The 23122-nt window shown below is 70.9% G+C and carries 18 protein-coding genes; 11 read left to right on the forward strand and 7 right to left on the reverse strand.

What is annotated here, in order from left to right:
* Positions 1-597 precede the first annotated feature (597 nt).
* Positions 598-1020 carry a GreA/GreB family elongation factor gene (locus ABD866_RS15805; protein WP_345067398.1) on the forward strand — a complete coding sequence of 141 codons (423 nt, stop codon included), beginning with the start codon at positions 598-600 and terminating at the stop codon, positions 1018-1020.
* On the opposite strand, the gene ABD866_RS15810 is transcribed toward ABD866_RS15805, so the two are convergent.
* From ABD866_RS15810 to exaC, 4 genes are all read right to left on the reverse strand, one after another.
* Entirely contained in the window at positions 1010-1978 is a 969-nt protein-coding gene (locus ABD866_RS15810; RefSeq protein WP_345067400.1) for a class I SAM-dependent methyltransferase, read from the reverse strand. The genes ABD866_RS15805 and ABD866_RS15810 overlap by 11 nt on opposite strands.
* A gap of 89 nt (positions 1979-2067) precedes the next feature.
* Complete coding sequence (locus ABD866_RS15815; protein WP_345067403.1) at positions 2068-2379, reverse strand: acylphosphatase; 312 nt, start codon at positions 2377-2379, stop codon at positions 2068-2070.
* Between the two features lie 57 nt (positions 2380-2436).
* Positions 2437-2835, reverse strand: coding sequence for a DUF779 domain-containing protein (locus ABD866_RS15820; RefSeq protein WP_345067406.1), 399 nt, complete (start codon positions 2833-2835; stop codon positions 2437-2439).
* A gap of 37 nt (positions 2836-2872) precedes the next feature.
* Positions 2873-4393, reverse strand: coding sequence for an acetaldehyde dehydrogenase ExaC (exaC, locus tag ABD866_RS15825; protein WP_345067687.1), 1521 nt, complete (start codon positions 4391-4393; stop codon positions 2873-2875).
* 290 nt (positions 4394-4683) lie between these two features.
* Here exaC and ABD866_RS15830 point away from each other — a divergent pair, with 290 nt between their 5' ends.
* From ABD866_RS15830 to ABD866_RS15840, 3 genes are all read left to right on the forward strand, one after another.
* Positions 4684-6624, forward strand: coding sequence for a sigma-54-dependent Fis family transcriptional regulator (locus ABD866_RS15830; RefSeq protein ID WP_345067409.1), 1941 nt, complete (start codon positions 4684-4686; stop codon positions 6622-6624).
* A gap of 2 nt (positions 6625-6626) precedes the next feature.
* Complete coding sequence (locus tag ABD866_RS15835; protein ID WP_345067412.1) at positions 6627-6881, forward strand: ATP-binding protein; 255 nt, start codon at positions 6627-6629, stop codon at positions 6879-6881.
* Between the two features lie 294 nt (positions 6882-7175).
* Positions 7176-8594, forward strand: coding sequence for a homoserine dehydrogenase (locus tag ABD866_RS15840; protein ID WP_345067415.1), 1419 nt, complete (start codon positions 7176-7178; stop codon positions 8592-8594).
* A gap of 133 nt (positions 8595-8727) precedes the next feature.
* Here ABD866_RS15840 and ABD866_RS15845 read toward each other — a convergent pair whose 3' ends face one another.
* Both ABD866_RS15845 and ABD866_RS15850 read right to left on the reverse strand, forming a co-directional pair.
* Positions 8728-9456, reverse strand: coding sequence for an FMN-binding negative transcriptional regulator (locus tag ABD866_RS15845; RefSeq protein ID WP_345067418.1), 729 nt, complete (start codon positions 9454-9456; stop codon positions 8728-8730).
* A 1-nt stretch (position 9457) separates the two neighbouring features.
* A complete protein-coding gene (locus ABD866_RS15850) occupies positions 9458-9943 on the reverse strand; it encodes an OsmC family protein (RefSeq protein WP_345067421.1) in 486 nt (161 codons plus the stop codon).
* A 97-nt stretch (positions 9944-10040) separates the two neighbouring features.
* On the opposite strand from ABD866_RS15850, the gene pdxR reads away from it, so the two are divergent.
* Both pdxR and ABD866_RS15860 read left to right on the forward strand, forming a co-directional pair.
* Positions 10041-11555, forward strand: a complete 1515-nt coding sequence (gene pdxR / locus ABD866_RS15855) for a MocR-like pyridoxine biosynthesis transcription factor PdxR (protein WP_345067423.1) — start codon at positions 10041-10043, stop codon at positions 11553-11555.
* Positions 11556-11582: 27 nt separating this feature from the next.
* Positions 11583-13508: a B12-binding domain-containing radical SAM protein gene (locus tag ABD866_RS15860; protein ID WP_345067426.1), complete on the forward strand. Its 1926-nt coding sequence runs from the start codon at positions 11583-11585 to the stop codon at positions 13506-13508.
* 33 nt (positions 13509-13541) lie between these two features.
* Here ABD866_RS15860 and ABD866_RS15865 read toward each other — a convergent pair whose 3' ends face one another.
* Positions 13542-14912: a hypothetical protein gene (locus tag ABD866_RS15865; protein ID WP_345067429.1), complete on the reverse strand. Its 1371-nt coding sequence runs from the start codon at positions 14910-14912 to the stop codon at positions 13542-13544.
* 122 nt (positions 14913-15034) lie between these two features.
* On the opposite strand from ABD866_RS15865, the gene dinG reads away from it, so the two are divergent.
* The 5 genes from dinG (at position 15035) to ABD866_RS15890 (ending at position 22902) form a co-directional block, all read left to right on the forward strand.
* Positions 15035-17227 (forward strand): ATP-dependent DNA helicase DinG, encoded by a 2193-nt coding sequence (gene dinG / locus ABD866_RS15870; protein WP_345067432.1) that lies wholly within the window; start codon positions 15035-15037, stop codon positions 17225-17227.
* 76 nt (positions 17228-17303) lie between these two features.
* The gene (locus tag ABD866_RS15875; protein ID WP_345067435.1) at positions 17304-17915 is read left to right on the forward strand and encodes a 3'-5' exonuclease; all 612 of its coding nucleotides are present in this window, start codon (positions 17304-17306) and stop codon (positions 17913-17915) included.
* Between the two features lie 199 nt (positions 17916-18114).
* Entirely contained in the window at positions 18115-18696 is a 582-nt protein-coding gene (locus ABD866_RS15880) for an NnrU family protein (RefSeq protein WP_345067438.1), read from the forward strand.
* 91 nt (positions 18697-18787) lie between these two features.
* Complete coding sequence (locus ABD866_RS15885; RefSeq protein WP_345067441.1) at positions 18788-19783, forward strand: TRAP transporter substrate-binding protein; 996 nt, start codon at positions 18788-18790, stop codon at positions 19781-19783.
* Positions 19783-22902: an EAL domain-containing protein gene (locus tag ABD866_RS15890; protein ID WP_345067444.1), complete on the forward strand. Its 3120-nt coding sequence runs from the start codon at positions 19783-19785 to the stop codon at positions 22900-22902. The genes ABD866_RS15885 and ABD866_RS15890 overlap by 1 nt, the downstream gene beginning before the upstream one ends.
* Positions 22903-23122: the final 220 nt, after the last annotated feature.

The following is a 23122-nucleotide window of genomic DNA, read 5'->3' on the forward strand; positions in this document are numbered from 1 at the left end:
GCTGGAGGTGTATGCCCAACATCTGCAGCGCCTGACGCAGCAGCCTGATTCGGTGCATTGAACCAATACAAGTGTTGCGCTTGGACTTGAAACCGCCCTTTTCAACGCTGAATTCTCAGCTATTAAATTGATAGCATTTTGTTGGCCAGGTGCTCTCTGCACCTTGGCGACCGTGCCCACACGGCCGCGGCCCATCCCGCAATCGCCGGCATCCGCCGACCATGCGGGGCTGCGCCGCCAGGCACGCCAAGGCAGCACGGGTGCAGGGGTTTGACACCCACCGCCCCGCCACCTACAGTGCCGCCATGGCCCCGGCACACACCGCACTGCACCGACACGCGTTCCGCACGGACGCATGGGCCCGTGCGCGCGGGCCGCAATGCCACCACCTGAGCGCCCACGGTCTGCCCGCTGCAGACCTCTAAGCCCGGCGATCCCCCTCCCTTTTGTGTCGCGCACCGCCGCGATCGCCGGGCCCCTTCCAGCTGGTGCCTGTTTCATTGTCCTGGTCGCATTTCGGCTGGCCGCGTTGTGCCGCCGCCTGTGGCCTGGCTTTCCATGGCCCTGCGGGCCTTGCCCGCTGTCCCCAAGATTTCCATGACCCTTTCTGACACTCTGCCCACCACGCTGCCTCCTATCGAGCGCACCCTCACGCAACTGGATCTGCTGCGCCTGTCGCGGCTCGATCCGCGCGGCCTGCCGCCCGCGCTGGCCGAATGCCTGGACACCGCCGACGTGGTGGACCACACCGACATCGCACCCGATGTGGTGACCATGAACGCCGAGTGCCGCGTGCAGGACCTGGCCACGGGCGCGCAGCACACGGTACGACTGTGCTATCCGGCCGATGCCGACCCGGCCGCGGGCCGCTGGTCGGTGCTGTCGCCCGCGGGGGCAGGGCTGCTGGGCGTGCACTGCGGCGGCACCGCCCGCTGGCGCGACCTGCAGGGCCGCGCGCATGCGGTGCAGGTGCTGGAGGTGCTCTACCAGCCCGAGGCCGCAGGCGACTTCACGCGCTGAGTGCCGCCGCAGCGCGGCCATCGGCACCGGCTGCCACATCGGCCGCACGGTACACCAGCACCTTGAGCGAGCGCGCCTCGTCCACGTCGGCAAACACCGGCGGGTTGGGCAAGCGGCCCAGCGGCTGCAGGCTGGGCGCGTGCTCGGCCACCTGCGCGGCCAGGAAGTCGGGCCCCAGCTCGGGCGCGTTCAGGCACAGCAGCGCATGCCCGCCCGGTGCCAGCAACGTGGGCAGGCGGCGCAGCAGGCGCGCGTAGTCCTTGGTGGCGACAAAGCTGCCCTTCTGGTAGCTCGGCGGGTCGGCCACGACCAGGTCGTAGGGGCCGCTGCGCGTGACCTTGCCCCAGCTGCTGAACAGGTCGTGCGCCAGAAAGCTCGCGCCGCCTGCGATGCCGTTGAGCCGGTGGTTGTGTTGCCCGGTCGACAGCGCCGCCGCGCTCATGTCCACGTTGACCACCTCGGCCGCACCGGCCTGCCGCGCCACCACCGAAAACGCGCAGGTGTAGGCAAACAGGTTGAGCACCCGCGCGCCGGGCCGCGCGGCCAGGTGCGCGCGCACCCAGGCGCGGCCCTCGGCCATGTCGAGGAACAGGCCGTGGTTCTGCCCGCGCAGCAGGTGCACGCGAAAACGCACGCCTGCCTCGGTGACCACATGCGGCTCGGGCACCTGCCCGGCCATCACCGTGGTCTCGGCCCGGCCTTCGTGGCGGATCTGCAGCACCCAGCACAGCGGCGGGGCCTCGGGGTGGCGGGCGTGCCACTGCTGCAGCGCGGCGTGCACGGCGGCCCCGTCGCTTGCGGGCAGCGGCGCAAAGCTGGTGAGCAGCCACACCGGCCCCCACGCATCCAGCGCCAGGTGTTCGCACCCGGGATGGCGCCCCCCACGGCCGTGGAAGATGCGGCGGGCTTCGTCGCCCGAGGGCGTGGCGGTGGCAATGGCGTCGATCAGGGCTTGCATGAACAGGGCAGGCCCCACGGGGCCGAAACGCGGCGCACCCGCGCCAGGGGCCGCAGTGTACGCAGCGGCGGGCACCAGGGCCGGCAATGTCAGGCCGTGGCGCGCTGCTCGAAGCCCGAAGCCGGCAGATCGCCCTTCGGCATATCGATGTCTTGCACCTGCACCACAGCCACCACCGCCTGCGGCGGGCCCCGGTGGGCCCAGTCGATCAAGGCCTGCACGGCGCTGGCCGGGCCCTGGGCCAGGGCTTCCACACTGCCGTCGCGCCGGTTGCGCACCCAGCCCCGCAGGCCCAGGCGCGTGGCCGCCTCCACGGTGGCCCAGCGGTAGCCCACGCCTTGCACCCGGCCCTCGATCTGCAGGTGGATGGTGCGAAGCGGCGGATCGGCAGGATGCGTCATGGCGAGGCAGCGGTGGCAAAGGCAGCCCGCATTGTGCGGGCTGCGCTCTGTCCCCGCTCAGAGGGCCGGGCCCGAGACCTGGGCCAGATCGCGCGCCACCTGGGCTTCCACCACGGCCCATTCGGCCTCGGTGAACAGCCGCGAGCGCGTGTGAAACGCAAGCCCCGTGCCCCCTTCGAGCGAGAAGGTGCCGCCCTGGCCCTCCACCACATCCAGGATGAGCTGCGTGTGCTGCCAGTACGCGTACTGCGCCTTGCCGATGTAGAACGGCGCCCCACCCACCTGGCCCAGCAGCACGTCCTGCGCGCCAATGGCCAGGTCGGTGGGCAGGTAGCAGTTGGCGGCGCTGTTGTCGCAGCAGCCGCCGCTCTGGTGGAACATCACGGGCCCGTGCTGGGCCTGCAACTGCGCGATCAGCGCCAGGGCAGCGTCGGTGGCAATGACGCGTTCGACCATGATGACCTCCGGGTGGGGCAATGCCGACCGCGCTCGCTCAGAAGAACCCCAGCTTGTTTTCCGAGTACGACACCAGCAGGTTCTTGGTCTGCTGGTAGTGGTCGAGCATCATCTTGTGGGTCTCGCGGCCGATGCCCGACTCCTTGTAGCCGCCAAAGGCCGCATGGGCCGGGTAGGCGTGGTAGCAGTTGGTCCACACGCGGCCGGCCTTGATGGCGCGGCCCATGCGGTAGGCGAGATTGCCGTTGCGCGTCCACACCCCGGCGCCCAGGCCGTACAGCGTGTCGTTGGCAATCTGCAGCGCTTCGGCCTCGTCCTTGAAGGTGGTCACGGCCAGCACAGGGCCGAAGATTTCTTCCTGGAAGATGCGCATCTTGTTGTGGCCCTTGAACAGCGTGGGCTGCACGTAGTAGCCGCCGTCCAGGTCACCGCCCAGGTGGGCCTGGCCGCCGCCGGCCAGCACTTCGGCACCTTCCTGCTTGCCCAAGTCCAGGTAGCTCAGGATCTTGGTGAGCTGCTCCTTGCTGGCCTGCGCGCCCATCATGCTGTCGGTGTCCAGAGGGTTTTGGTGCTTGATGGCGGCCACGCGCTGGAGCACGCGCTCCACGAATCGGTCGTAGATCGATTCCTGAATGAGCGCGCGCGAAGGGCAGGTGCAGACCTCGCCCTGGTTGAAGGCAAACAGCACCAGGCCTTCGATGGCTTTGTCGAGAAACGCATCGTCCTTGTCCATCACATCGGCAAAGAAGATGTTGGGGCTCTTGCCGCCCAGCTCCAGCGTGGCGGGGATCAGGTTGTTGGCGGCGGCCTGCGCAATCACGCGGCCGGTGCTCGTGCTGCCGGTGAACGCAATTTTGGCAATGCGCTTGCTGGTGGCCAGCGGCATGCCCGCCTCGCGGCCAAATCCGTTGACGACATTGAGCACGCCGGGCGGCAGCAGGTCGGCAATCAGCTCCACCAGGATCAAGATGGAGATCGGCGTGGACTCGGCTGGTTTGAGCACCACGCAGTTGCCTGCGCCCAGGGCTGGGGCCAGCTTCCAGGCCGCCATCAGGATGGGGAAGTTCCACGGAATGATCTGGCCCACCACGCCCAGCGGCTCGTGGATGTGGTACGCCATGGTGTTCTCGTCGATCTCGCTGATACCGCCTTCCTGCGCGCGCACGCAGCCTGCAAAGTAGCGGAAGTGATCGACCGTGAGCGGAATGTCGGCGTTCAGCGTTTCGCGGATGGCCTTGCCGTTGTCCACGGTTTCGGCGTAGGCCAGGCGCTCCAGGTTCTGCTCGATGCGGTCGGCGATCTTGAGCAGGATGTTGGCGCGCGTGGCCGCGTCCGTCTTGCCCCAGGCGTCGGCCGCGGCATGGGCGGCGTCCAGGGCGAGTTCGATGTCTTCGGCCGTGGAGCGCGCAGCGCGGGTATAGACCTTTCCGCTCACGGGCGTGATGACGTCAAAGTACTGGCCTTTGACAGGGGGCACGAACCGGCCGCCAATGAAGTTGTCGTACTGCGACTGGTAGGCAATCGGGGCACCGGCGGTGCCAGGGGCTGCATAGATCATGGTGTCGTCCTCGCTCTCGTTGTGGATGGTGTGGAACACAGTGCCCAAAGGCAGCACCGTCATCTCAACAAGCGTGCCAGCCAGGCCGAATGCGCCAAGTGGCTGATACACAAGGATTTTTCGCCTGCACCACCGGGCGTGGCCGTGTTCCACGCAACGTCCGGCGCGCGGACACCTGTTCCAGAATGTGACACTTGCGCAGGGCTTGCCCGCCCCGCCGTTGCCCCCTGCGTCCGGCACGGCGGATACTGGCTGTCCATCCCGGGCGACAGACCCGGCAGGAGACAAGGATGAAAACCACCGCCCAGGGCGCTGCGCTGCGCCAGGCGCGGCAGCAACTGCTGTCGCATGGCGATTGCGCGAGCGGGCTCATCGATGCGCGCCTGTCCCGCTCGTGGCAGCGCAGCCTGGCCGCCGGCCTGCGGCCCACGGGCGGCTTGGGTGCCCCCGACAACCTGGAGCAGGCCGCGCTGGCCCAGTTGCGCAGCCGCCACCCGGCGCTGCTGGCGCATTCGCGCCCCGTCATGGAATACCTGTTTGCCCAAGTGCGGCACAGCCAGAGCGTGGTGGTGCTGGCGGCCCCCTGCGGCACGCTGGTGGACAGTTGCGGCGACCCGTACTTTCTCGACAAGGCCGCCCGTGTGGCACTGACCAGCGGGGCCTCGTGGCACGAGGCACAGCGCGGCACCAACGCCATCGGCACAGCCCTGGCCGAACTGGCGCCCACCGAAATCCATGGGGCCGAACACTTTCTGGAGCGCAACGGCTTTCTCACCTGCGCGGCTGCGCCCATCCTGTCGGGCACGGGCGAGCTGCTGGGCATCCTCGACATTTCGGGCGAACACGGCCGCGGGCAGGCCCACACGCTGGGCCTGGTGAGCACCGCGGCCTGCATGATCGAAAACCGCCTGCTGACCGCGCCCGGGCAGCGGCACCTGCGGCTGCACCTGCATGCGCAACCCGAGGGCATTGCCTCGGTGGGCGAGGGCATCGTGCTGCTGTCGGAAGACGGCTGGGTGCTGGGTGCCAACCGCAGCGCGCTGGCGCTGCTGCAAATCCGCCCCACACAACTGGGCGGCGTGGCGCTGGAAGACCTGCTGGACCTGCGCTTTGTCGATCTGCTGGCCGCCCACCACCGCCACCCGGACCGACCGCAGGCCTTGCGCCTGCGCCACGGCGCCGTGCTGTTCGGCCAATTGTTTGCCGATGCGCGCACCCTGCCCGCCGGCCCCCGCAGCACGCCGGCCGCGCGCCCTGCTGCCGTGCCTGCCGATGCGCTGGCGCAGCAGGACACGGGCGACGCCCGCTGGAGCGCCGCGGCCGCACGCGTGCGCCGCGTGCTGGGCAAGCCGATTGCGGTGCTGGTGCAGGGCGAATCGGGCGTGGGCAAGGAATGGTTTGCCCGCGCCGCACACGACAGCGGCCCGCGCCGCAGCGGGGCGTTTGTGGCCGTGAACTGCGCGGCCCTACCCGAGTCGCTGATCGAAGCCGAGCTGTTCGGCTACAGCGCGGGCGCCTTCACCGGCGCGCGGCGCGAGGGCCGGCCCGGCCTGCTGCGGGAAGCGCATGGCGGCACCCTGTTCCTCGACGAAATTGGCGACATGCCACTGGCACTGCAAACGCGGCTGCTGCGCGTGTTGCAGGAGCGCGAGGTCACGCCCCTGGGCGGTGGCCGTGCGGTGGCGGTGGACTTTGCGCTCATTTGCGCATCGCACCGCGTGCTGCGCGACGAGGTCGAGGCCGGGCGCTTTCGGGCCGACCTGTACTACCGCATCAACGGCCTGACGGTGGAACTGCCCGCACTGCGCGAGCGCAGCGATTTTGATGCGCTCACGCAGCGCATGCTGCAAAGCTTTGAGCCCGGACGCGCGCTGCAGATCAGCCCCTCGCTGCTGGCCGCGCTGGCACGCCATCACTGGCCCGGCAACCTGCGCCAGTGCGCCAGCGTGCTGCGCACCGCCTGCGCCTTGCTCGACGAGGACGAAGACACCCTCGACTGGCACCACCTGTGCGACGACTTTGCGGCCGAGCTGCGGCGCGGCACGCGTCTGGCCACCACGCCCTCCATGGCGCGTGCGCCCCAGAACCTGCAGGAGCTGTCGCAATCGGCCCTGCAGCAAGCGCTGCAAAGCTGCCGCGGCAACATTGCCCAGGCCGCCCGCACGCTGGGCGTCAGCCGCCAGACGGTGTACCGCAAGCTGGCTGCGCAGCGCCGCACCCCGCCAGCCTAGCCATGCCCGCCAAGGCCCTGCCCCGCATCGACCCCGCACGCTGCACCGGCTGCGGCTGGTGTGTGGCCGTGTGCGATCCGCGCGTGCTGTCGCTGCATAGCCAAGGCCCGCAGGGCTGGGGGCGCAAGCAGTCGGTGCTGCACGACGCGGGGGGCTGCACCGGCTGCGCGCTGTGTGCGCTGCGCTGCCCGTTCGACGCGATTGCCATGCAGCGCCAGCCGGCGGCCCCCATCCCCTCCGCGCCAGCGGCCCACTGAACCGGCCCAACGCCGGGCTTGCCAGACGGCGCGGCTGCGCTACACTGGCCGCCTCATGACGTGCCTCTGCTCCTTGTCGACGACCGCAGCGCGCGCTGGCCAAGCCAGCGGCGTGTGCCTGCGCGCGACGATGGCAGGGGCCCGAATGATTACCACCATGACCACCGCGGCGACCTAGCCTCGCGTTGGGTGGCCGCACTGGCGGCCCCCTGGTGTTGTCTCTCCCCCTGAAGCAAACCCAGCCCCGGCCGCTGGGTTTTTTTGTTTCCGGGCCCTGCCCAAGGAGAAGACAGCATGTACCACGACCCCGACCTGCACCCCGCACCAGCCCCGCTGCCCGCCGCCACCCATGGCATGGGCATTTCGACGCTGCGCGTGGGCCTGATTGGCCTGGGCACCGTGGGCCTGGGCACGCTGGAGCTGCTCGCCCGCCAGGCCGCGCTGGTGGCGCGGCGCGCGGGCCGGCCCGTGGCCGTCACCCAGGTGGCGGTGCGCAACGTGGCCCGGGCCCGCAGCCTTGTGCCCGCGGGCGTGGCTGTGCATGCCGACCCGCTGGCGCTGGCCACCGACCCGTCGGTGGATGTGCTGGTGGAAGTGGCCGGGGGCACCACGGGCGCCCTGCAGTGGGTGCAGGCCGCCCTGGCCGCGGGCAAGCCCGTGGTCACAGCCAACAAGGCGCTGCTGGCCGAACACGGCCCGGCCCTGGCCGCACTGGCCCGCGCGCACGGCACGCCGCTGCTGTGCGAGGCCGCCGTGGCTGGCTGCATCCCGGTGCTCAAGGCGCTGGCCGAAGGGCTCGCGGGCAACCGCATCCTGGCGCTGCAGGGCATCGTCAACGGCACGAGCAACTACATCCTGAGCCGCATGCAGGACGCCGGGTTGGACTTTTCCGCCGCGCTGGCCGAGGCCCAGGCCCTGGGCTATGCCGAGGCCGACCCGGCGCTTGATGTGGGCGGCGGCGACGCGGCGCACAAGCTGGCCGTGCTCGCGTCGCTGGCCTGGGGCGTGCCCGTGCCCCTGGCGCACATCGCGGTGCAAGGCATTGCCCACCTGCAGGCCGCCGATGCGGCCGCGGCCGCGCTGTTGGGCGGGCGCCTGCGCCTGCTGGCGCGGGCGGAGCCCCTGGGCACCCTGTTGTGCGCGCACCCGCAGGCCGAGCCCGACACCCCGCCCGAGGCGCTGCGCCTGTCGGTACAGCCCGTGCTGGTGGCGCAGGCCGAGCCGCTGGCCGCGGTGCACGGCGTGCGCAATGCAGTGCAGATCACGGGCGACGCCTGCGGCCCCGTGCTGCTGACGGGCGCGGGCGCTGGTGCCGGGCCCACCGCCTCGGCCGTGGTCGCCGACCTGGTGGACCTGGCCCGGGGCCACACCGCCCGCGCGCACGCCTGGGCCGCATCCCAGCAGGGCCAGCCCGCCGCCAGCGCCCCGCTGGCGGCCGAGCCACACCTGCTGCGCGTGCCGCTCGACCATGCCGACGAGCGCGCCGCGCGCAGCCTGCTGCCCGCCGTGCTGGCCGCGCTGGAGGCGGCAGGGGTGCCACTGCTGCGCCTGCAGCGGCTGGCGCATGGCGGCCGCCTGCACTGGCTGCTGCGCACCCGGGCCTGCAGCGCCGCCGCCGTGCAGGCCGCGGCGGCACAGATCGCCACGCTGCCCGGCGTGGCCGGGCCCTGCACCGCGCTGCCCGTGCTGGGCACGCTGGCCGATCTGGTCTGAGCGGGGGAGGTCTAAGCCACGACGGTACGCTCCGAGACCCTCCCGCAGAAGTGGTGCAAGCCTTGAGCGAAAACCAAGGCTTGTGCTTATATATTCTAAATAGTACGCTACTGATTTCATAGCAATCAGCTGCTCAACCCTCGCGTGCCTGCATGGCCAGCGCCACGGCGCGGCTGTACGGGTCGCCGCGCTGCTGCAGGCCTTGCACCACGCCGGCGCGGTCGGCGGCGCTGCGGTTCTGGCTGAGTTTGTCCACGCCCTCCCAGCGCGCCACCTGCAGCCGCACGCCCACGATGCCGGACAGCAATGTGTCGATGTAGCCGGGCGGCGCGTCGTCCAGCGTCCAGGGCACGGGGCGGGCTGACTCGTGCGTGTGCGTGAGCCGCGCAAGCAACTGGCGCAGCACCGCACGGTCGTGCACCGCGTGCAGCGTGCCGTGTGCATGCACGGCACGGTAGTTCCAGGTCGGCACCACGCGGCCATGTTCGGCTTTGGAGGGGTAGTCCGACGGCGACACGTAGGCATCGGGCCCGTGGAACACCGCCACCACCGGCTGTGGCAGCGCATGCCACAGTGCATTGCCCCGGCCCACATGGCCCCAGAGCACGCTGCCGTCGGCCTCGTCCTCGCCAGCAGCGGTGGCATCGCCCGCATCGGGCGCAGGCGCAGACGCAGGCGCAGACGCAGACGCAGACGCAGACGCAGACGCAGACGCAGACGCCTCGGGCCACCACAGCGGCACATGGTTCACGCACAGCGTGCCGCCCTGCGCCAGCACCAGCGTAGCCAACGGATGGGCGCGCACCAGGGCCTGCAGCGTGACGGGATCGGCGTGGTGGAACAGCGGGTTGGCAATGGGCATGTCAGTCCTCCTGGCCGGGTGTGCCCAGCACGGGTTCGCAGCGCAGCGTGCTGCGCACCGAGCGGGCGAGAAAGCAGGCCTCGTGGGCACGGTGGTGCAGGGCCGCATGCTCGGCGGGCGTGGGCGTGCGGGCCGGGTCGAACCACACGGTGGGCCGCAGGCAGACCTCGGTGACGGCGAGTTGTCCTTCGGCGTCGGGCGCGAGCAGGCCCTCGGCCTGGTCGCGGTAGCGGTCCACGCGCCAGCCGTCGCGGCAGGCCAGGTCCAGAAACCACAGCATGTGGCAACTGGCCAGGGCCGCGACAAAGGCTTCTTCCGGGTCCACCGCGGCAGGGTCGGACATCGGCACGGGCACGACCTGGGGCGACGACGAGACGGGCACCTGCAGGCCGCCGTCAAACTGCCAGGCGTGGCTGCGGTGGTAGCGGCGGTCCACAAAGGCATCGGGGCCGCGCTGCCAGTCGACGGTGGCGGTGTGGTGGGCCATGGCGGGGTCTCCTGAAAAGGGGCGGGCATGAGCCCGAGGGGTTTCTACAATGGCCCCTCAGTCTAGGCACATCAGTACCGCATCAAGGAGCCAATGCATGCCCGCCCGCAGGGCCAATGCCGCCCCCACCCAAGCCCCCGCACAGCGCGCCCAGGGTGCGACAGAACCGGCGCTGCGCCAGCGCGTGTACGCCGACCTGCGCGCCGCGATCGAACGCGGCAGCCTGCCGCCTGGCGCACGCCTGCCGCCCTCGCGCGAGCATGCGCGGGTGCTGGGCGTGTCGCGCAACACCGTGCTCTGGGCCGTGCAGCGCCTGCAGGCCGAGGGGTACCTCGAAGCCCGCGTGGGCGATGGCACCTATGTGCCGCTGGCGCTGGCCGGGGTGCGCAGCAGTGCTGTGGCCGCGCCCCTGCCCGCGCGGGGCCTGTCGCAGCGCGGTGCGCGGCTGGCGGCCATGGCCGCGCAGTGGCAGCCACCGGCGGTGGCCGCGCGGCCGTTTCGCATCGGCGCGCCCGAGGTGGCGCAGTTTCCGTGGGCCGTGTGGGACCGTATCGCGCGCCAGGCCTCGCGCGCGCAGCGCGTGGCACGGGCGCAGTACCTCGACCCGGCGGGCGATGCGCAACTGCGCTCGGCCATTGCGCAGTGGCTGTGGGCGTCGCGCGGCATCCGCTGCGATGCGCAGCAGGTGGTGGTGTGCGCAGGCTCGCAGCAGGCGATCGACCTGATCGCACGCTTGTTGCTGGACCCGGGCGACGCTGTGGTGGTGGAAGACCCGGGCTACCCGGGCGTGCGGCTGGCGCTGCAGGCCCACGGCGCGCAGGTGTGCCCGGTGCCGCTCGATGGCGATGGCCTGTGCGTGGACACCGCGGCCCGCCAATGGCCGCAGGCGCGCATGGCCGTGGTCACGCCCACGCACCAGTTCCCCTCGGGCGCGGCCATGGGACTGGCGCGGCGGCGGGCGCTGCTCGACTGGGCGCAGGCGCACGACGCCTGGGTGGTGGAGGACGACTACGACGGCGAATTCCAATGGGGCGCGCAGCGCCTGCCCGCACTGTGCAGCCTGCCCGGGGCGCAGCGCGTGCTGCACGTGGGCACCTTCTCCAAGACGCTGCACCCGGGCCTGCGCCTGGGCTATGTGGTGGTGCCAGCTGCGCTGGCCGAAGGCTTTGCCATGGGCCGCGCGCTCAGCGACCGGCATGCGCCCGGCGACGCGCAGGCCGTGCTCGCACGCTTCATTGCCGACGGGCACCTGCTGCGCCACCTGCGGCGCATGCGCGAGCTGTACGCCGAGCGACAGTGGGCGCTGCGCTGTGCGCTGGCCCGCGCCACCGGCGGCGTGGTGCATCTGGAGGGCAGCGAGCGCGGCATGCAGCTGCTCCTCGAAGCCGCGCCGGGCACCGACGACGCCGCGCTGTCGCGCCATGCCCAGGCCTGTGGGGTGATGCTGGCGCCACTGTCGCGCTATGCCGTCGCGTCACCGCGCCGCGGCTGGCTGTTCGGCTTTGCGGGCTACGACGCTGCGCTGCTGGACGATGCCGCCCAGCGCATCGGCCCAGCGCTGGCGCGGGCATGGGCGCGCGCACACCCGGGGCGGGTGGGGCGGGCGGGATAATCCGCACACCGCCCCGCACCCTGCACCATGTCTGCCCTGCCTGCCGAAAGCGCCCTGCCGCGCGTGCTGTCGCTCATCCCGCCGATGACGCAGCTCAACACGCCGTACCCGTCGACCGCCTACCTGACGGGGTTTCTGCGCTCGCGCGGGGTGGACGCGGCGCAGGAAGACCTGGCCCTGGCGCTGGTGCTGCGCCTGCTCACGCCCGAGGCGCTGGACACACTGGCCGATGAGGCACGCGCCGTGCCCGAGGCCGAGCGCAGCGCGGTGGTGTGGCACTTCATCGAGCACGCGGCGCGCTACCGCGCCACCATCGCCCCCGTGATTGCCTTCGTGCAGGGGCGCGACGCCACGCTGGCGCACCGCATCGTGGGCCGCCAGTACCTGCCCGAAGGTCCGCGCTTTGCCTCGCTCGACGTGTACGTGGACGACGACGGCGGCGACCCGCTGGGCTGGGCCTTTGGCGCGCTGGGCCTGCACGACCGGGCCAAGCACCTGGCCACGCTGTACCTCAACGACCTGGCCGACGTGCTGCGCGACGTGGTGGACCCGCGTTTCGAGTTCGTGCGCTACGCCGAATCCCTGGCCGGCAGCCAGGCGAGTTTTGACCCGCTGGCCCAGGCGCTGGCCGCGCCCCCCACGCGGGTGGACCGCACGCTCGAAGCGCTGGCGGTGGCCGCGGTCGAGCGCCACCGGCCCGCGGTGGTGCTGCTGTCGGTGCCGTTTCCGGGCTCGGTGTACGGGGCCTTCCGCATCGCGCAGGCGATCCGCCAGCATGCGCCCGGCGTGGTCACCGTGCTGGGTGGCGGCTTTGTGAACACCGAACTGCGCGAACTGTCCGACCCGCGCGTGTTCGACTTCTTCGACTTTGTGACGCTGGACGCGGGCGAACGCCCGCTGCTGGCCCTGTTGGACCATGTGGCCGGCCGCCGCAGCCGCCAGCGCCTGGTGCGCACCTTTGTGCGCGACGCCGACGGCCAGGTGCGCCTGCAGCAGTGGCAGGAGCCCGACGTGGCGTTTGCCGAGGTGGGCACGCCCACCTGGGACGGGCTGCCGCTGCGCGAGTACCTGTCGCTGCTGGACATGCTCAACCCCATGCACCGGCTCTGGAGCGACGGGCGCTGGAACAAGCTCACCGTGGCCCACGGCTGCTACTGGAAGAAGTGCAGCTTCTGCGATGTGGGGCTGGACTACATCGGCCGCTACGAGGGCGCGAGCGCTGCCGTGCTGGCCGACCGCATCGAGGCCATCGTGGCCGAGACCGGGCAGACCGGCTTTCACTTCGTGGACGAGGCAGCGCCGCCCAAGGCGCTCAAGGCGCTCGCGCAGGAGCTGCTCGCGCGCGGCACGGGCATCTCGTGGTGGGGCAATGTGCGCTTCGAGAAGACCTTCTCACCCGAGCTGTGCCAGCTGCTGGCCGACAGCGGCTGCATTGCGATTTCGGGCGGGCTCGAAGTCGCCTCCGACCGGCTGCTCGCGCTCATGCAAAAAGGCGTGTCGGTGGACCAGGTGGCGCGCGTGACGCGGGCCTTCAGCGACGCCGGCATTCTGGTGCATGCGTACCTGATGTATGGCTTTCCCACGCAGACGGTGCAAGACACGGTGGACGCGCTCGAACTCGTGCGCCAGCTCTTTGCCAACGGCTGCATCCAGAGCGGGTTCTTCCACCGCTTTGCCTGCACCGTGCATTCGCCCGTGGGCCTGAACCCGCAGGACTACGGCATCACCCTGCACCCGCTGCCGCCCGGCGGCTTTGCCAAGAACGACGTGGGCTTTACCGACCCCACGGGCGTGGACCACGACGCGCTGGGCATGGGGCTCAAAAAAGCGATCTACAACTACATGCACGGCATCGGGCTTGAAGAGGACGTGCGCATGTGGTTCCCCTTCAAGGTGCCCAAGACCACGGTGGCGCGCCAGCGCATTGCCAAGGCGCTCGCGCAGCGCGGCTGAGGCGGCGGTGCTGCCAGCGGCCGCGCGCGTGCCTCAGAAAAAGCGCGTGGCCAGGATGTTCAGCACCACGATGGCAAACAGCACCAGCATGGCGCTCAGCGCCTTGCGGCGTGCCTCCTCGCTGACCACGAGCCGGTAGGCCGCGTAAGCGACCCCCGTGCCCACAAAGGGCGCGGCAAAGGCCGCCAGAGTGGCCGGAATCACGACCAGCCCGCCCCAGCTGTCGGCCCAATTGGTGCTCCAGAGCGAGCGCACGAAGATCGCGCACGGAATGGCCAGCCCCGTCCACATCAGGAACGAGGCCAGCGCCACGCTGGCGTGCTGCGCCACCAGGACATACAGCCCGATGGCCGCCACCACCCCTGCGATGAGCAGCAGGCGCTTCCACCAAGCGCCGGACGAACGCGAGGACGCCCCGGCCGGTGCTGCGGCGGCTGCGCGCTCGCGCGGTGCCGTCTCGGCCACCGGTGGGCGGCTGCGGGCCTTCGCCTCGCGCAGCAGGGCGTCCACACCCGGGTGTTCCACCTGGGCCAGGATGCGCGCGGTGCGCGACAGCGCCTGATCGTGCTGGGGAATCTCGGTCTGCAGCGCGGCCCCCAGCCGCCACCACGCGCCCATCTGCGCACGCCAGCCCACGCCCGCCGGCAGCGAGCCAAAACTGCCGTCGGCCGCACGGCACAGATAGAACTGGGTGCTCTGGGGCATTACCGCCAAGCGGGTGCTGTAGCGCGGCAGGCTGCACTGCATCAGCGGGGCGGCCGGGGCCTGACCGGGGCGGCCCAGGCGCAGCGTGAATTCGGGCAGGGGCAGCGGTTCGGCCAACGCGTTGCGCACGCCCAGCCACAGGTACAGGCCGCGCGGCTGGCCGTCCCGGCTGCGATGGACCCAGAAGCCTGGGGCCTCCGCCACCAGGTCGGCGCCCAGCGCCTCCAGCTCGGGCGGCAGGGGCACGTCGGGCCCGTCGGCATCCCACAGCGCCTGCACCCCCGTGGCTAGCACGCCGGGCCACACGGCCTGGGCACGGCGCTGCAGGTCGTCGGCCGCCACCTCGCGGCCCTGGGCCATGGCCGCCTCGACGGTGCGCGAAGCGTGCTGGGGGCGGCCTTCCAGGGCCAGCAGCCAGGCATCGAGCAGGGCCCGCCGCAGGTGGAGTGCCTCGGACGCCTGCCCACGGGCGTCGGCCACGCGCATCCAGGCGTAGCGCGTCGGATCGCCGGGCTCCAGCGTCTGCTCGCGCCACGAGGGACCGGACGGGCCGCTCGCCGCCGGGGTCGCCGCTTTTTGCGCCCACACCCCCGCTGCCGCCAGGCCGAGCAGCAGGCCCAGCGCCCAGGCGCGCAGGCCCAGGCGGAGCCCGGAGAACGTGTGGCCCCACGGGCGGGCGCGCACCGCGGTCATGTGCATGGTGATCCTCCCTCGGTTGGTATGGCAGGCATTGTCGGGTCGGCGGTGCAGGGTGGCAGGCCGTCCATCCAGCCCCGGGCGCAGCCGGGCAGGCGCGGTGCGCCCGCGTGCGACACTACTGTATGTCTCAACAGGTTTGGGCCGCGCAGGCCCTGGAGTCGTTCGATGCGGTGGTGCAAGCCACCGAGGGTTTTCGCAGCCGCGCGGGCCAGCGGCGCATGGCCGAGCAGGTAGCAGCCACGTTCAGCACGGCCACGCTGGGCAAGGTGGAAGAGGGCGAGCCCGAGCCCACGCGCGCGATTGCGGTGATCCAGGCGGGTACGGGCGTGGGCAAGTCGCTCGCGTACTGCGCCCCGGCCGTGGCACTGGCGCTGGCGCGCGGCACGCGGGTGGTGGTCTCCACCGCCACGGTGGCGCTGCAGGAGCAGCTGGTCACCAAAGACCTGCCCGCGCTGGCTGCGCGCATGGCGCAGCCGTTCCGGTTTGCGCTGGCCAAGGGCCGGGGCCGCTATGTGTGCAAGCTCAAGCTGGACCGCCTGTCGGGCGCGGTGGAAGACGACTTCGACGGCGACGATCTGTTTGCCGACGAGGAGGCCGAGGCCCGGCGCGGTGCGCGATCGCACCAGGAGGCACAGGCGCGCGTGCAGTTCTACGCCAGCATGGGCGAGGCCCTGGCCAGCGGCCGCTGGGACGGCGACCGCGACACGCTGGACACCCCGCCCGAGCCCGAGGTGTGGAGCCCCGTGGCGGCCGAGAGCGCCAGCTGCACCGGCAAGCACTGCCCGGCCTTCAGCCAGTGCACCTACTACGAGCGGCGCAAGGAGCTGGTGGGCGCGCAGGTCATCGTGGTCAACCACGACCTGCTGCTGGCCACGCTGGGCGCGCGCGTGCTGCCCGAGCTGGACAACTGCTTGCTGGTGCTGGACGAAGCCCACCACCTGCCCGCCACGGCGCTGGAGCAGTTTGCCGGGCAGATGGACCTGAGCCGCCTGGGCTGGATCGACCGGCTCTCCAGCCGCGCGCTGCGCGTGGGCGGGCTGATGGAGGTGGAAGACATCGCCGACCTGCCGCGCCACGCCGCCCAGTTGCGCCAGGCCCTGCTCGACCTGGAGCGGCTGGTGCTGGAGCATTACGGCACGGCGCTGAAGGCCGGCGACGACGGCGGCGGCTGGCGGCGCGCGGCCCAGGGGCGTGTGCAGGGCCGGGTGCGCCTGCCCGGCGGCCGCCTGCCTGAAGCGCTGATGGCGCCCGTGGCGCAGCTCGCCAGCAGCGCCGACGGGTTTCTGGAAGTGCTGCGCGCCATCTCCAAGGCGCTGCGCGCGGCCATGCGCGAGCAGCCCGACGAGGCGCGCCGCCTGTCCACCCTGTACGCACAGCTCGGTACGCTGGCCCCACGGCTCGAAGGCGTGCACGCCACAGCGCAGCTGCTGCTGCAGGAGGCGCCCGACGGCGCGGCCCCGGCGGCCAAGTGGTTCACGCTCGATGCCGACGGCGAATTCATCGTGCTGCGCGCCCACGCCAGCCCGGTGATGCCCGGTCCCACGCTGCGCCACCATTTGTGGAACGCCACGCGCGGCGCGGTGCTGACCTCGGCCACGCTCATGGGCTGCGGCAGCTTTGACTTCTTTTTGCGCGAAGCCGGCCTGGCCGGCGATGCGGCCGTGACCACGCTGGAGGTGCCCAGCCCCTTCGACTACGCGGCCCAAGGCACGCTGGTGGCCGCCGAAACCGCGGCCGACCCCCGCGAGGCCGCGCGCTTTACCGAAGAGATGGTGGAAGCCCTGCTGCACGATCTGGCCCAGGTACAGGCCGGGGCGCTGGTGCTGTTCACCTCGCGCGACCAGATGCGCCAGGCCGTCGACGCGCTGCCCACGGTACTGCGCCCGCGCGTGCTGGTGCAGAACACGCTGCCGCGCGGGCAGCTGCTGGCCCGCCACCGCGAACGCGTGGCCGCGGGCGAGCCGTCCATCGTGTTCGGGCTGCAGTCGTTTGGCGAAGGGCTGGATCTGCCCGGCGCGCTGTGCGAGTCGCTGTTCATCACCAAGCTGCCGTTTGCCCCGCCCGACGCGCCGGTGGACGACGCCCGCGCCGAATGGCTGCGCTCGGTGGGGCGCGACCCGTTCAGCGAACTCGTGGTGCCGGCCACCGCCATCCGCCTGGCACAGTGGGTGGGCCGCGCGATCCGCACCGAAGAAGACCAGGCCCACGTGTACTGCTACGACCGGCGGCTCACGCGCACCAGCTACGGCCAGCGCCTGCTGCGCGGGCTGCCGCCCTTTGCGCTGGTGCAGCGCGGGCCGCTGGCGCGGGTGTAGCGCACCGCACAAGGCCCCGGGCACAGGCCCGCCGCACGTCGCAGACAATGGCGGGCCGCCTGCACACCGTCCTGCCATGTCCCGCATCGCCGTCATCGACTTTGAAACCACGGGCATGACGCCCCAGCAGGGCGCGCGGGCCACCGAAGTGGCCATCGTGCTGCTGGAAGACGGCCGGGTGGTGGACCGCTTCCAGAGCCTGATGAACGGCGGCGTGTGGATTCCACCCTTCATCACGCAGCTCACCGGCATCGGCAATGCCATGGTGCAGGCCGCGCCCGCGGCCGGGCAGGTGATGCAGGACGCCGCCCGCTTTGTGGGCGACACGCCACTGGTGGCGCACAACGCCGCGTTCGACCGCAAGTTCTGGGAGGCCGAGCTGGCCCGCGCCGACCTGCCGGCGGCGCAGCCTTTTGCCTGCACGGTGCTGCTGTCGCGCCGCCTGTACCCCGAAGCGCCCAGCCACCGGCTGGGAGCGCTGGCGGCGTTTCACGGCCTGCCGCCCACGGGCCGCGCCCACCGGGCGCTGGCCGACGCCGAGATGACCGCCGCGCTGCTGCAGCGCATGCTGGCCACGCTGCGCGAGCGCTGGCAGGTGGCCCGGCCCGACCACGCCCTGCTGTGCGCGCTGCAGCGCTGCGCCAAGCCCGCCCTGCCCGCGTTGCTGGCGCGGTACGCAGACGCCTGAGCCGACGCCTGCTCGCTATTAAAGTGATAGCTGCTCGTGCTTGTTTTTGAAGCACGAGTGGCCATTTTGGCCCTCAAATCATCGGGCTGCGCGGCCGCTGCAGCGGCCAGCCGCCCTGCGCGGCCACGGGTCTTGCCGGGTCTGCCCATAATCCGGCGGCGGGCCCAGGTGGGCCATGCTTGATTCAAAGGGGAATGCCATGCTCGTGTTGGTGCTCGGTCTGGTCGTGTTTCTGGGAATGCACTCGCTGCGCATCGTGTCGGAGCCGCTGCGCGACGGCCTGCGCGAGCGCCTGGGCCCGGTGTCGTGGCGGGTGGTCTATTCGCTGGTGTCGGCCCTGGGCCTGGCGCTGATCGTGTGGGGCTACGGCCTGGCCCGACAAGACCCGATGGTGCTGTGGATGCCACCCATCGGCATGCGCCACGCCGCGGCGCTGCTCACGCTGGTGGCCTTTGTGCTGCTGGTGGCGGCCTATGTGCCGGGCAACGCGATCAAGGCGCGCCTGCACCATCCGATGCTGCTGGGCACCAAGGTCTGGGCGCTGGCGCACCTGCTGTCCAACGGCACGCTGGCCGATGTGCTGCTGTTTGGCGGCTTTTTGCTGTGGGCGGTGCTGGGCTTTCGCGCCGCCCGCCAGCGCGACCGCCGCGATGGCACGGTGTACGGCCCCGCTCGCATGCCCGCCACGGTGGCCACGGTGGTGCTGGGCATCGGCGCCTGGGCAGCCTTTGCGTTCTGGGCGCATGCTGCGCTGATCGGTGTCGCTCCGATGGGCCGCTGAGTGCCGCACGGGGGCATCTCTGTTTCGACTGGTTACAAAGATGCTAAAAAGGCAGTTGGGGCGTGTCACCCAGACCCCCAGACTTGCCTAGATGTCCCATTCCGCAACGCGTCGCCTCTGGCTCACATCGGCTGCCGCCCTGGCCGCCGGTTCGGTGGTGCCCCGGGCTGCCCGGGCGCAGGGCCCGGCGGTGCTCAAGCTCGGGCACCAGTTCAGCAGCGGCAGCATTCCAGACCGCGTGGCCCAGCGGCTGGCCGAAGCCGTGCAAACCCACTCGCGGGGGGCCTTGCGGGTCGAGGTGTTCGCCAATGCCGCGTTCGGCGACGAGCGCGAGCACTTGTCGCTGCTGCGGCGGGGCGCGCTGGACCTGGCCATCACCGGCGATCTGGTGGTGACGAGCCTGGGCGATGAGTACCTGCCGGTGAACATGCCGTTTGCCTACCGCGACGTGGCCCACGCCTTGGCCATCTACAGCGGGCCGCTGGGTCAGAGCCTGCGCAACAAGCTGGGGAACGGTGGGCTGCAGGTGCTGGCCTGGCACCACGTAGGGACACGCATGCTGACCGCGCAGCGCCCGGTGCCGGGGGTGCGAGAGCTGCGCGGGCTGCGCCTGCGCCTGCCCCCCGATGCCGCCTGGAGCGCGGTGTGGCGTGCCCTGGGGGCCACCGTGGTGCCCTTGCCGTTCACCGAACTGCCCACCGCGCTGCGCCTGGGCAAGGTCGACGCGCAGGAGAATCCGCCGAACTTTGTGCGCACCGGGCGGCTGTACGAAGACCAGCGCTGCCTCATGACCACCGCCCACATGCCCCAGCGGCAGCTGGTGCTGGCCTCGGGCCCCCGCATGGCGCAGTGGACCCGGGCGCAACGCAGCGCCGTCGAGGCCGCTGCGACCGAAGCATCGGCCTGGGCTGTGGGCACCGCCCAGACGGAACACGAGTCCGACCTGGCCTGGCTGGTGGGCGAGGGGGGGATGCAGAAGGTGGCGTTCGATGCCTCTGGCATCGCGGCCTTGCTGCCCGGCGTGGCCCGCTCGCTCGGCGGGCCTGCGGCGCTGGCCGTGTACGAGCAGATCCAGCAGACGCGCTGATGGCTGTACCGCCGACTGCCCCGTTGCCAGAGGCTCCAGACCGCACGCTGAAGCAGCGCCTGCAGCCCACGCCGGTGATGATCGTGCTCGTGCTGCACGTGCTCATCGGCCTGGGCACGCTGGCGGCTGTGGCGCTGCATGCGATGGGCGATTTTGAGAGCGAGGTGGACAAGGCCGACCAGGCCCTGTCGATGGCCGCCCGGGAGCAGGTGATCGCCATTGGCGACCTCCTGCAGAACGCGCAGTTCGTGCTCGGGCAACTGAGCAACCGTCTCAACGAGGCACGCGCCCTGGGTTCGGGCATGGAGCCACACGACCTGCTGCGCCAGTTCCATGGCTTGGCGGAGGGTAGCGAGGACCTGATGCTGGTGCGCCAGGATGGGACGGTGGTAGCCGCTTCGCAGATGCGGCCCGAGCCGCAAGCGCTGGAAGGCTTGTGCCCGGTGCTGGCACAGCAGCGCACACGCATTGAATCGCTGGGCCTTTGGAGCATGCCGGCCGAAGCGGGTGGCAACCGCTGCCCAGCGCCTGAGACCGTGGTGATCGTGTTCCAACACCCGGCCTTGCAGTCCATCCACCAGGGCTCTCTGTGGCTGCTGGTCCATCCCGACCGCCTGCGGCGCCAGCTCTTTGAGAGCCTGCCGGGCACGGTGCCACTGGCCCACTACCGGCTGGTGCTCAGCGACTACACCGTGCTGCTGCAGGGCGCGCTCGACCAGCAGGCCGGTCTCCCCCCGGAGTTCCCGAGCTTTCTGTCCACCGCCCCGGCTGCGCAGCGCATCGTGCCCGCGCAGTGGGTGGACTTGCGCAGCGGGGAGCGGCTGTCGGGCGTGTCAGACCGTGTGGCCGGCACGCCGCTGCACGTTCAGGTGGTGTACCCGATTTGGGCGACTGTGCTGCCGCACCTGCGCGGGCATGCCAACCTCTGGCTGGGTGGGGGGCTCGTGTTCCTGGTGCTCTGGTCCAGTCTGGCGGTGCTGCTGGTGCGCACGCTGCAGCGCTATCAGCGGGCACTGGTGCGCGAACAAACCCGATTTGCGCGCAGCCTAGCGTTCGTGCAGGTCGGCGTGTGGGAATGGGACTGCCCACGGGAGCGGTTGTTCTGGTCCGAGCAGGTTCCGCCCCTCCTGGGGGTGACAGCCTCCAACGGCGCCAGCGAAGGCACACCGCAAGACTTTGTTGCCGGGTTGCCGGATGCGGAGCGCGAGCGCGTTCTGAAAACGCTGGTGCATTGCCGCGACCACGGCGGCTATGTCGATCTGGAGTGCCAGGTGGACCGCGGCACCGGGCGCATGGGCTGGGTGCACCTGTTTGGCAGCACCGAGCGCGACCCCGCAGGCCAGGCGCTGCGCATGTTCGGTATCGCGCAGGACGTCACCGATCGCAAGGAATCCAGCATGCGCCTGGACGAGGCCGCCCAGCACAACCAGGCCATCCTGGACCACGTGGCCGAAGGCATCTTCACCATGGACGCTGACGGCACGCTCGCATCGTTCAACCGTGCGGCTACGAGAATCTTCGGGTGGTCGGCCGAAGAGATCATCGGCCGCAACATGCAGGAGCTGATGCCCGGGGCCCTGCGCGGCCTGCAGGCCGGCAGCGAGGCCATGCGCACCGTGCGTGCGCGCGCCGGCCGCGAAGAGTCGGCGCTGCACAAGGATGGGCATGAGTTTCCGGTGCACCTGTCCATCACCCGCACAGAGCAGCGGGGCGCGCCCCTGTACATCGGTCTGGTGCGCGACATCACCGAACAACGCAGCGCCGCGGCCGAGATCGAGCACCTGGCCTTTTATGACCCGCTCACGGGCCTGCCGAACCGTCGCCTGATCACCGAGCGCATCGACCGGGCCCTGCGTGCCGGAGAGCGGTCGGGTCAGCGAGCGGCGGTGCTCATGCTGGACCTCGACCGGTTCAAACTGCTCAACGACACCCGAGGCCATGCCGCTGGCGACCGGCTGCTGGTCCAGGTGGGCGAGCGCCTGCGCCGCGTGGCGCGCCCTGGCGACACGGTTGCGCGGATTGGCGGCGACGAATTCGTACTGCTGATCGAGCAGCTCGGCCCAGACGCCGCCGTGGCCAGCACGCAGTGTGAGCAGATCGCACAGCAGGTGCTCGGCCTGTTCGAGGCACCGTTTCGGCCGGATGGGCAGGAGTACTCGGTGTCGGCCAGCCTCGGGATCGTGCCCTTTGAAGCGGGCCAGCCCGCATCGGCCGCCACCCTGCTGGCACAGGCCGAGATGGCCATGTACGAAGCCAAGGCGTCGGGCCGGCGGCAGCATCGTTTCTTCGACACAGCGCTGCAGGCCTCCATCACAGAGCGCGCGGCACTGATTGGGGATCTGCGCATGGCCGTGGCACAGCAGCAACTGGCTTTGCACTACCAGCCGCAGTTTGACGACAGCGGACGCCTGCTGGGCTTCGAGGCGCTGCTGCGCTGGCGGCATCCGGAGCGCGGGCCGATCTCGCCGGCCCTCTTCATCCCGCTCGCTGAAGAGAGTGGCCTGATCCTGGAGTTGGGCCAGTGGGTGCTGCAGCGGGGCTGCCAGCAGCTGGCCGCATGGCACGCCCAGCCCGCGCTGGCCCACCTGACGCTGGCCGTGAACGTGAGCGCACAGCAGTTTCGCAGCCCCGGGTTTGAGCAGCAGGTGCTGGACGCGCTGTCGTGGAGCGGGGCCGATCCCGGACACCTGAAGCTCGAGCTGACCGAGAGCATGCTGGTGCACGACGTCGAGAGCCTGATCGACAAAATGGCACGGCTCAAACGGCATGGGGTGCAGTTCTCGCTCGACGACTTCGGCACGGGCTACTCCAGCCTGGCCTACCTCAAGCGTCTGCCACTGGACCAGCTCAAGATCGACCAGGGCTTTGTGCGCGATCTGCTGACCGACACCAACGACGCGTCGATCGTGACCGCGATCATCACCCTGGGACAGAGCCTGGGCCTGCCTGTGATCGCCGAAGGCGTGGAGACGGAGGCCCAGCGCGACGCCTTGCGCCAGCGAGGGTGCCGGGCCTATCAGGGCTACCTGTTCAGCCCACCGCTGGATGCGCCACAGCTCGTGGCGTTTTTGCAGCGGTACGGTGGCGTGGCCACCCCACCCTCAATGCCACTGCAATAAGCCGCTGCGCCCGACGCGGCGCAACGGCATGGACTCGATCACTGCGAGGCCTGTCGGGTCGACTCCGACCCGACAGGCTTCAAGGAAGCCCATCGATCGGGGAAGGGCGATAGCCAAACCAGCCCACGCCAACCTAAAATGTGACGAGTTGTCAACAAGAATAGTGGCGCACAAGCGGGCTTCTACCCACGGTGCGCCCGGCCGGTCAGACCGGACGCCG

The organism is Acidovorax lacteus, assembly GCF_039540375.1.
GTDB lineage: Bacteria > Pseudomonadota > Gammaproteobacteria > Burkholderiales > Burkholderiaceae_C > Acidovorax_G > Acidovorax_G lacteus.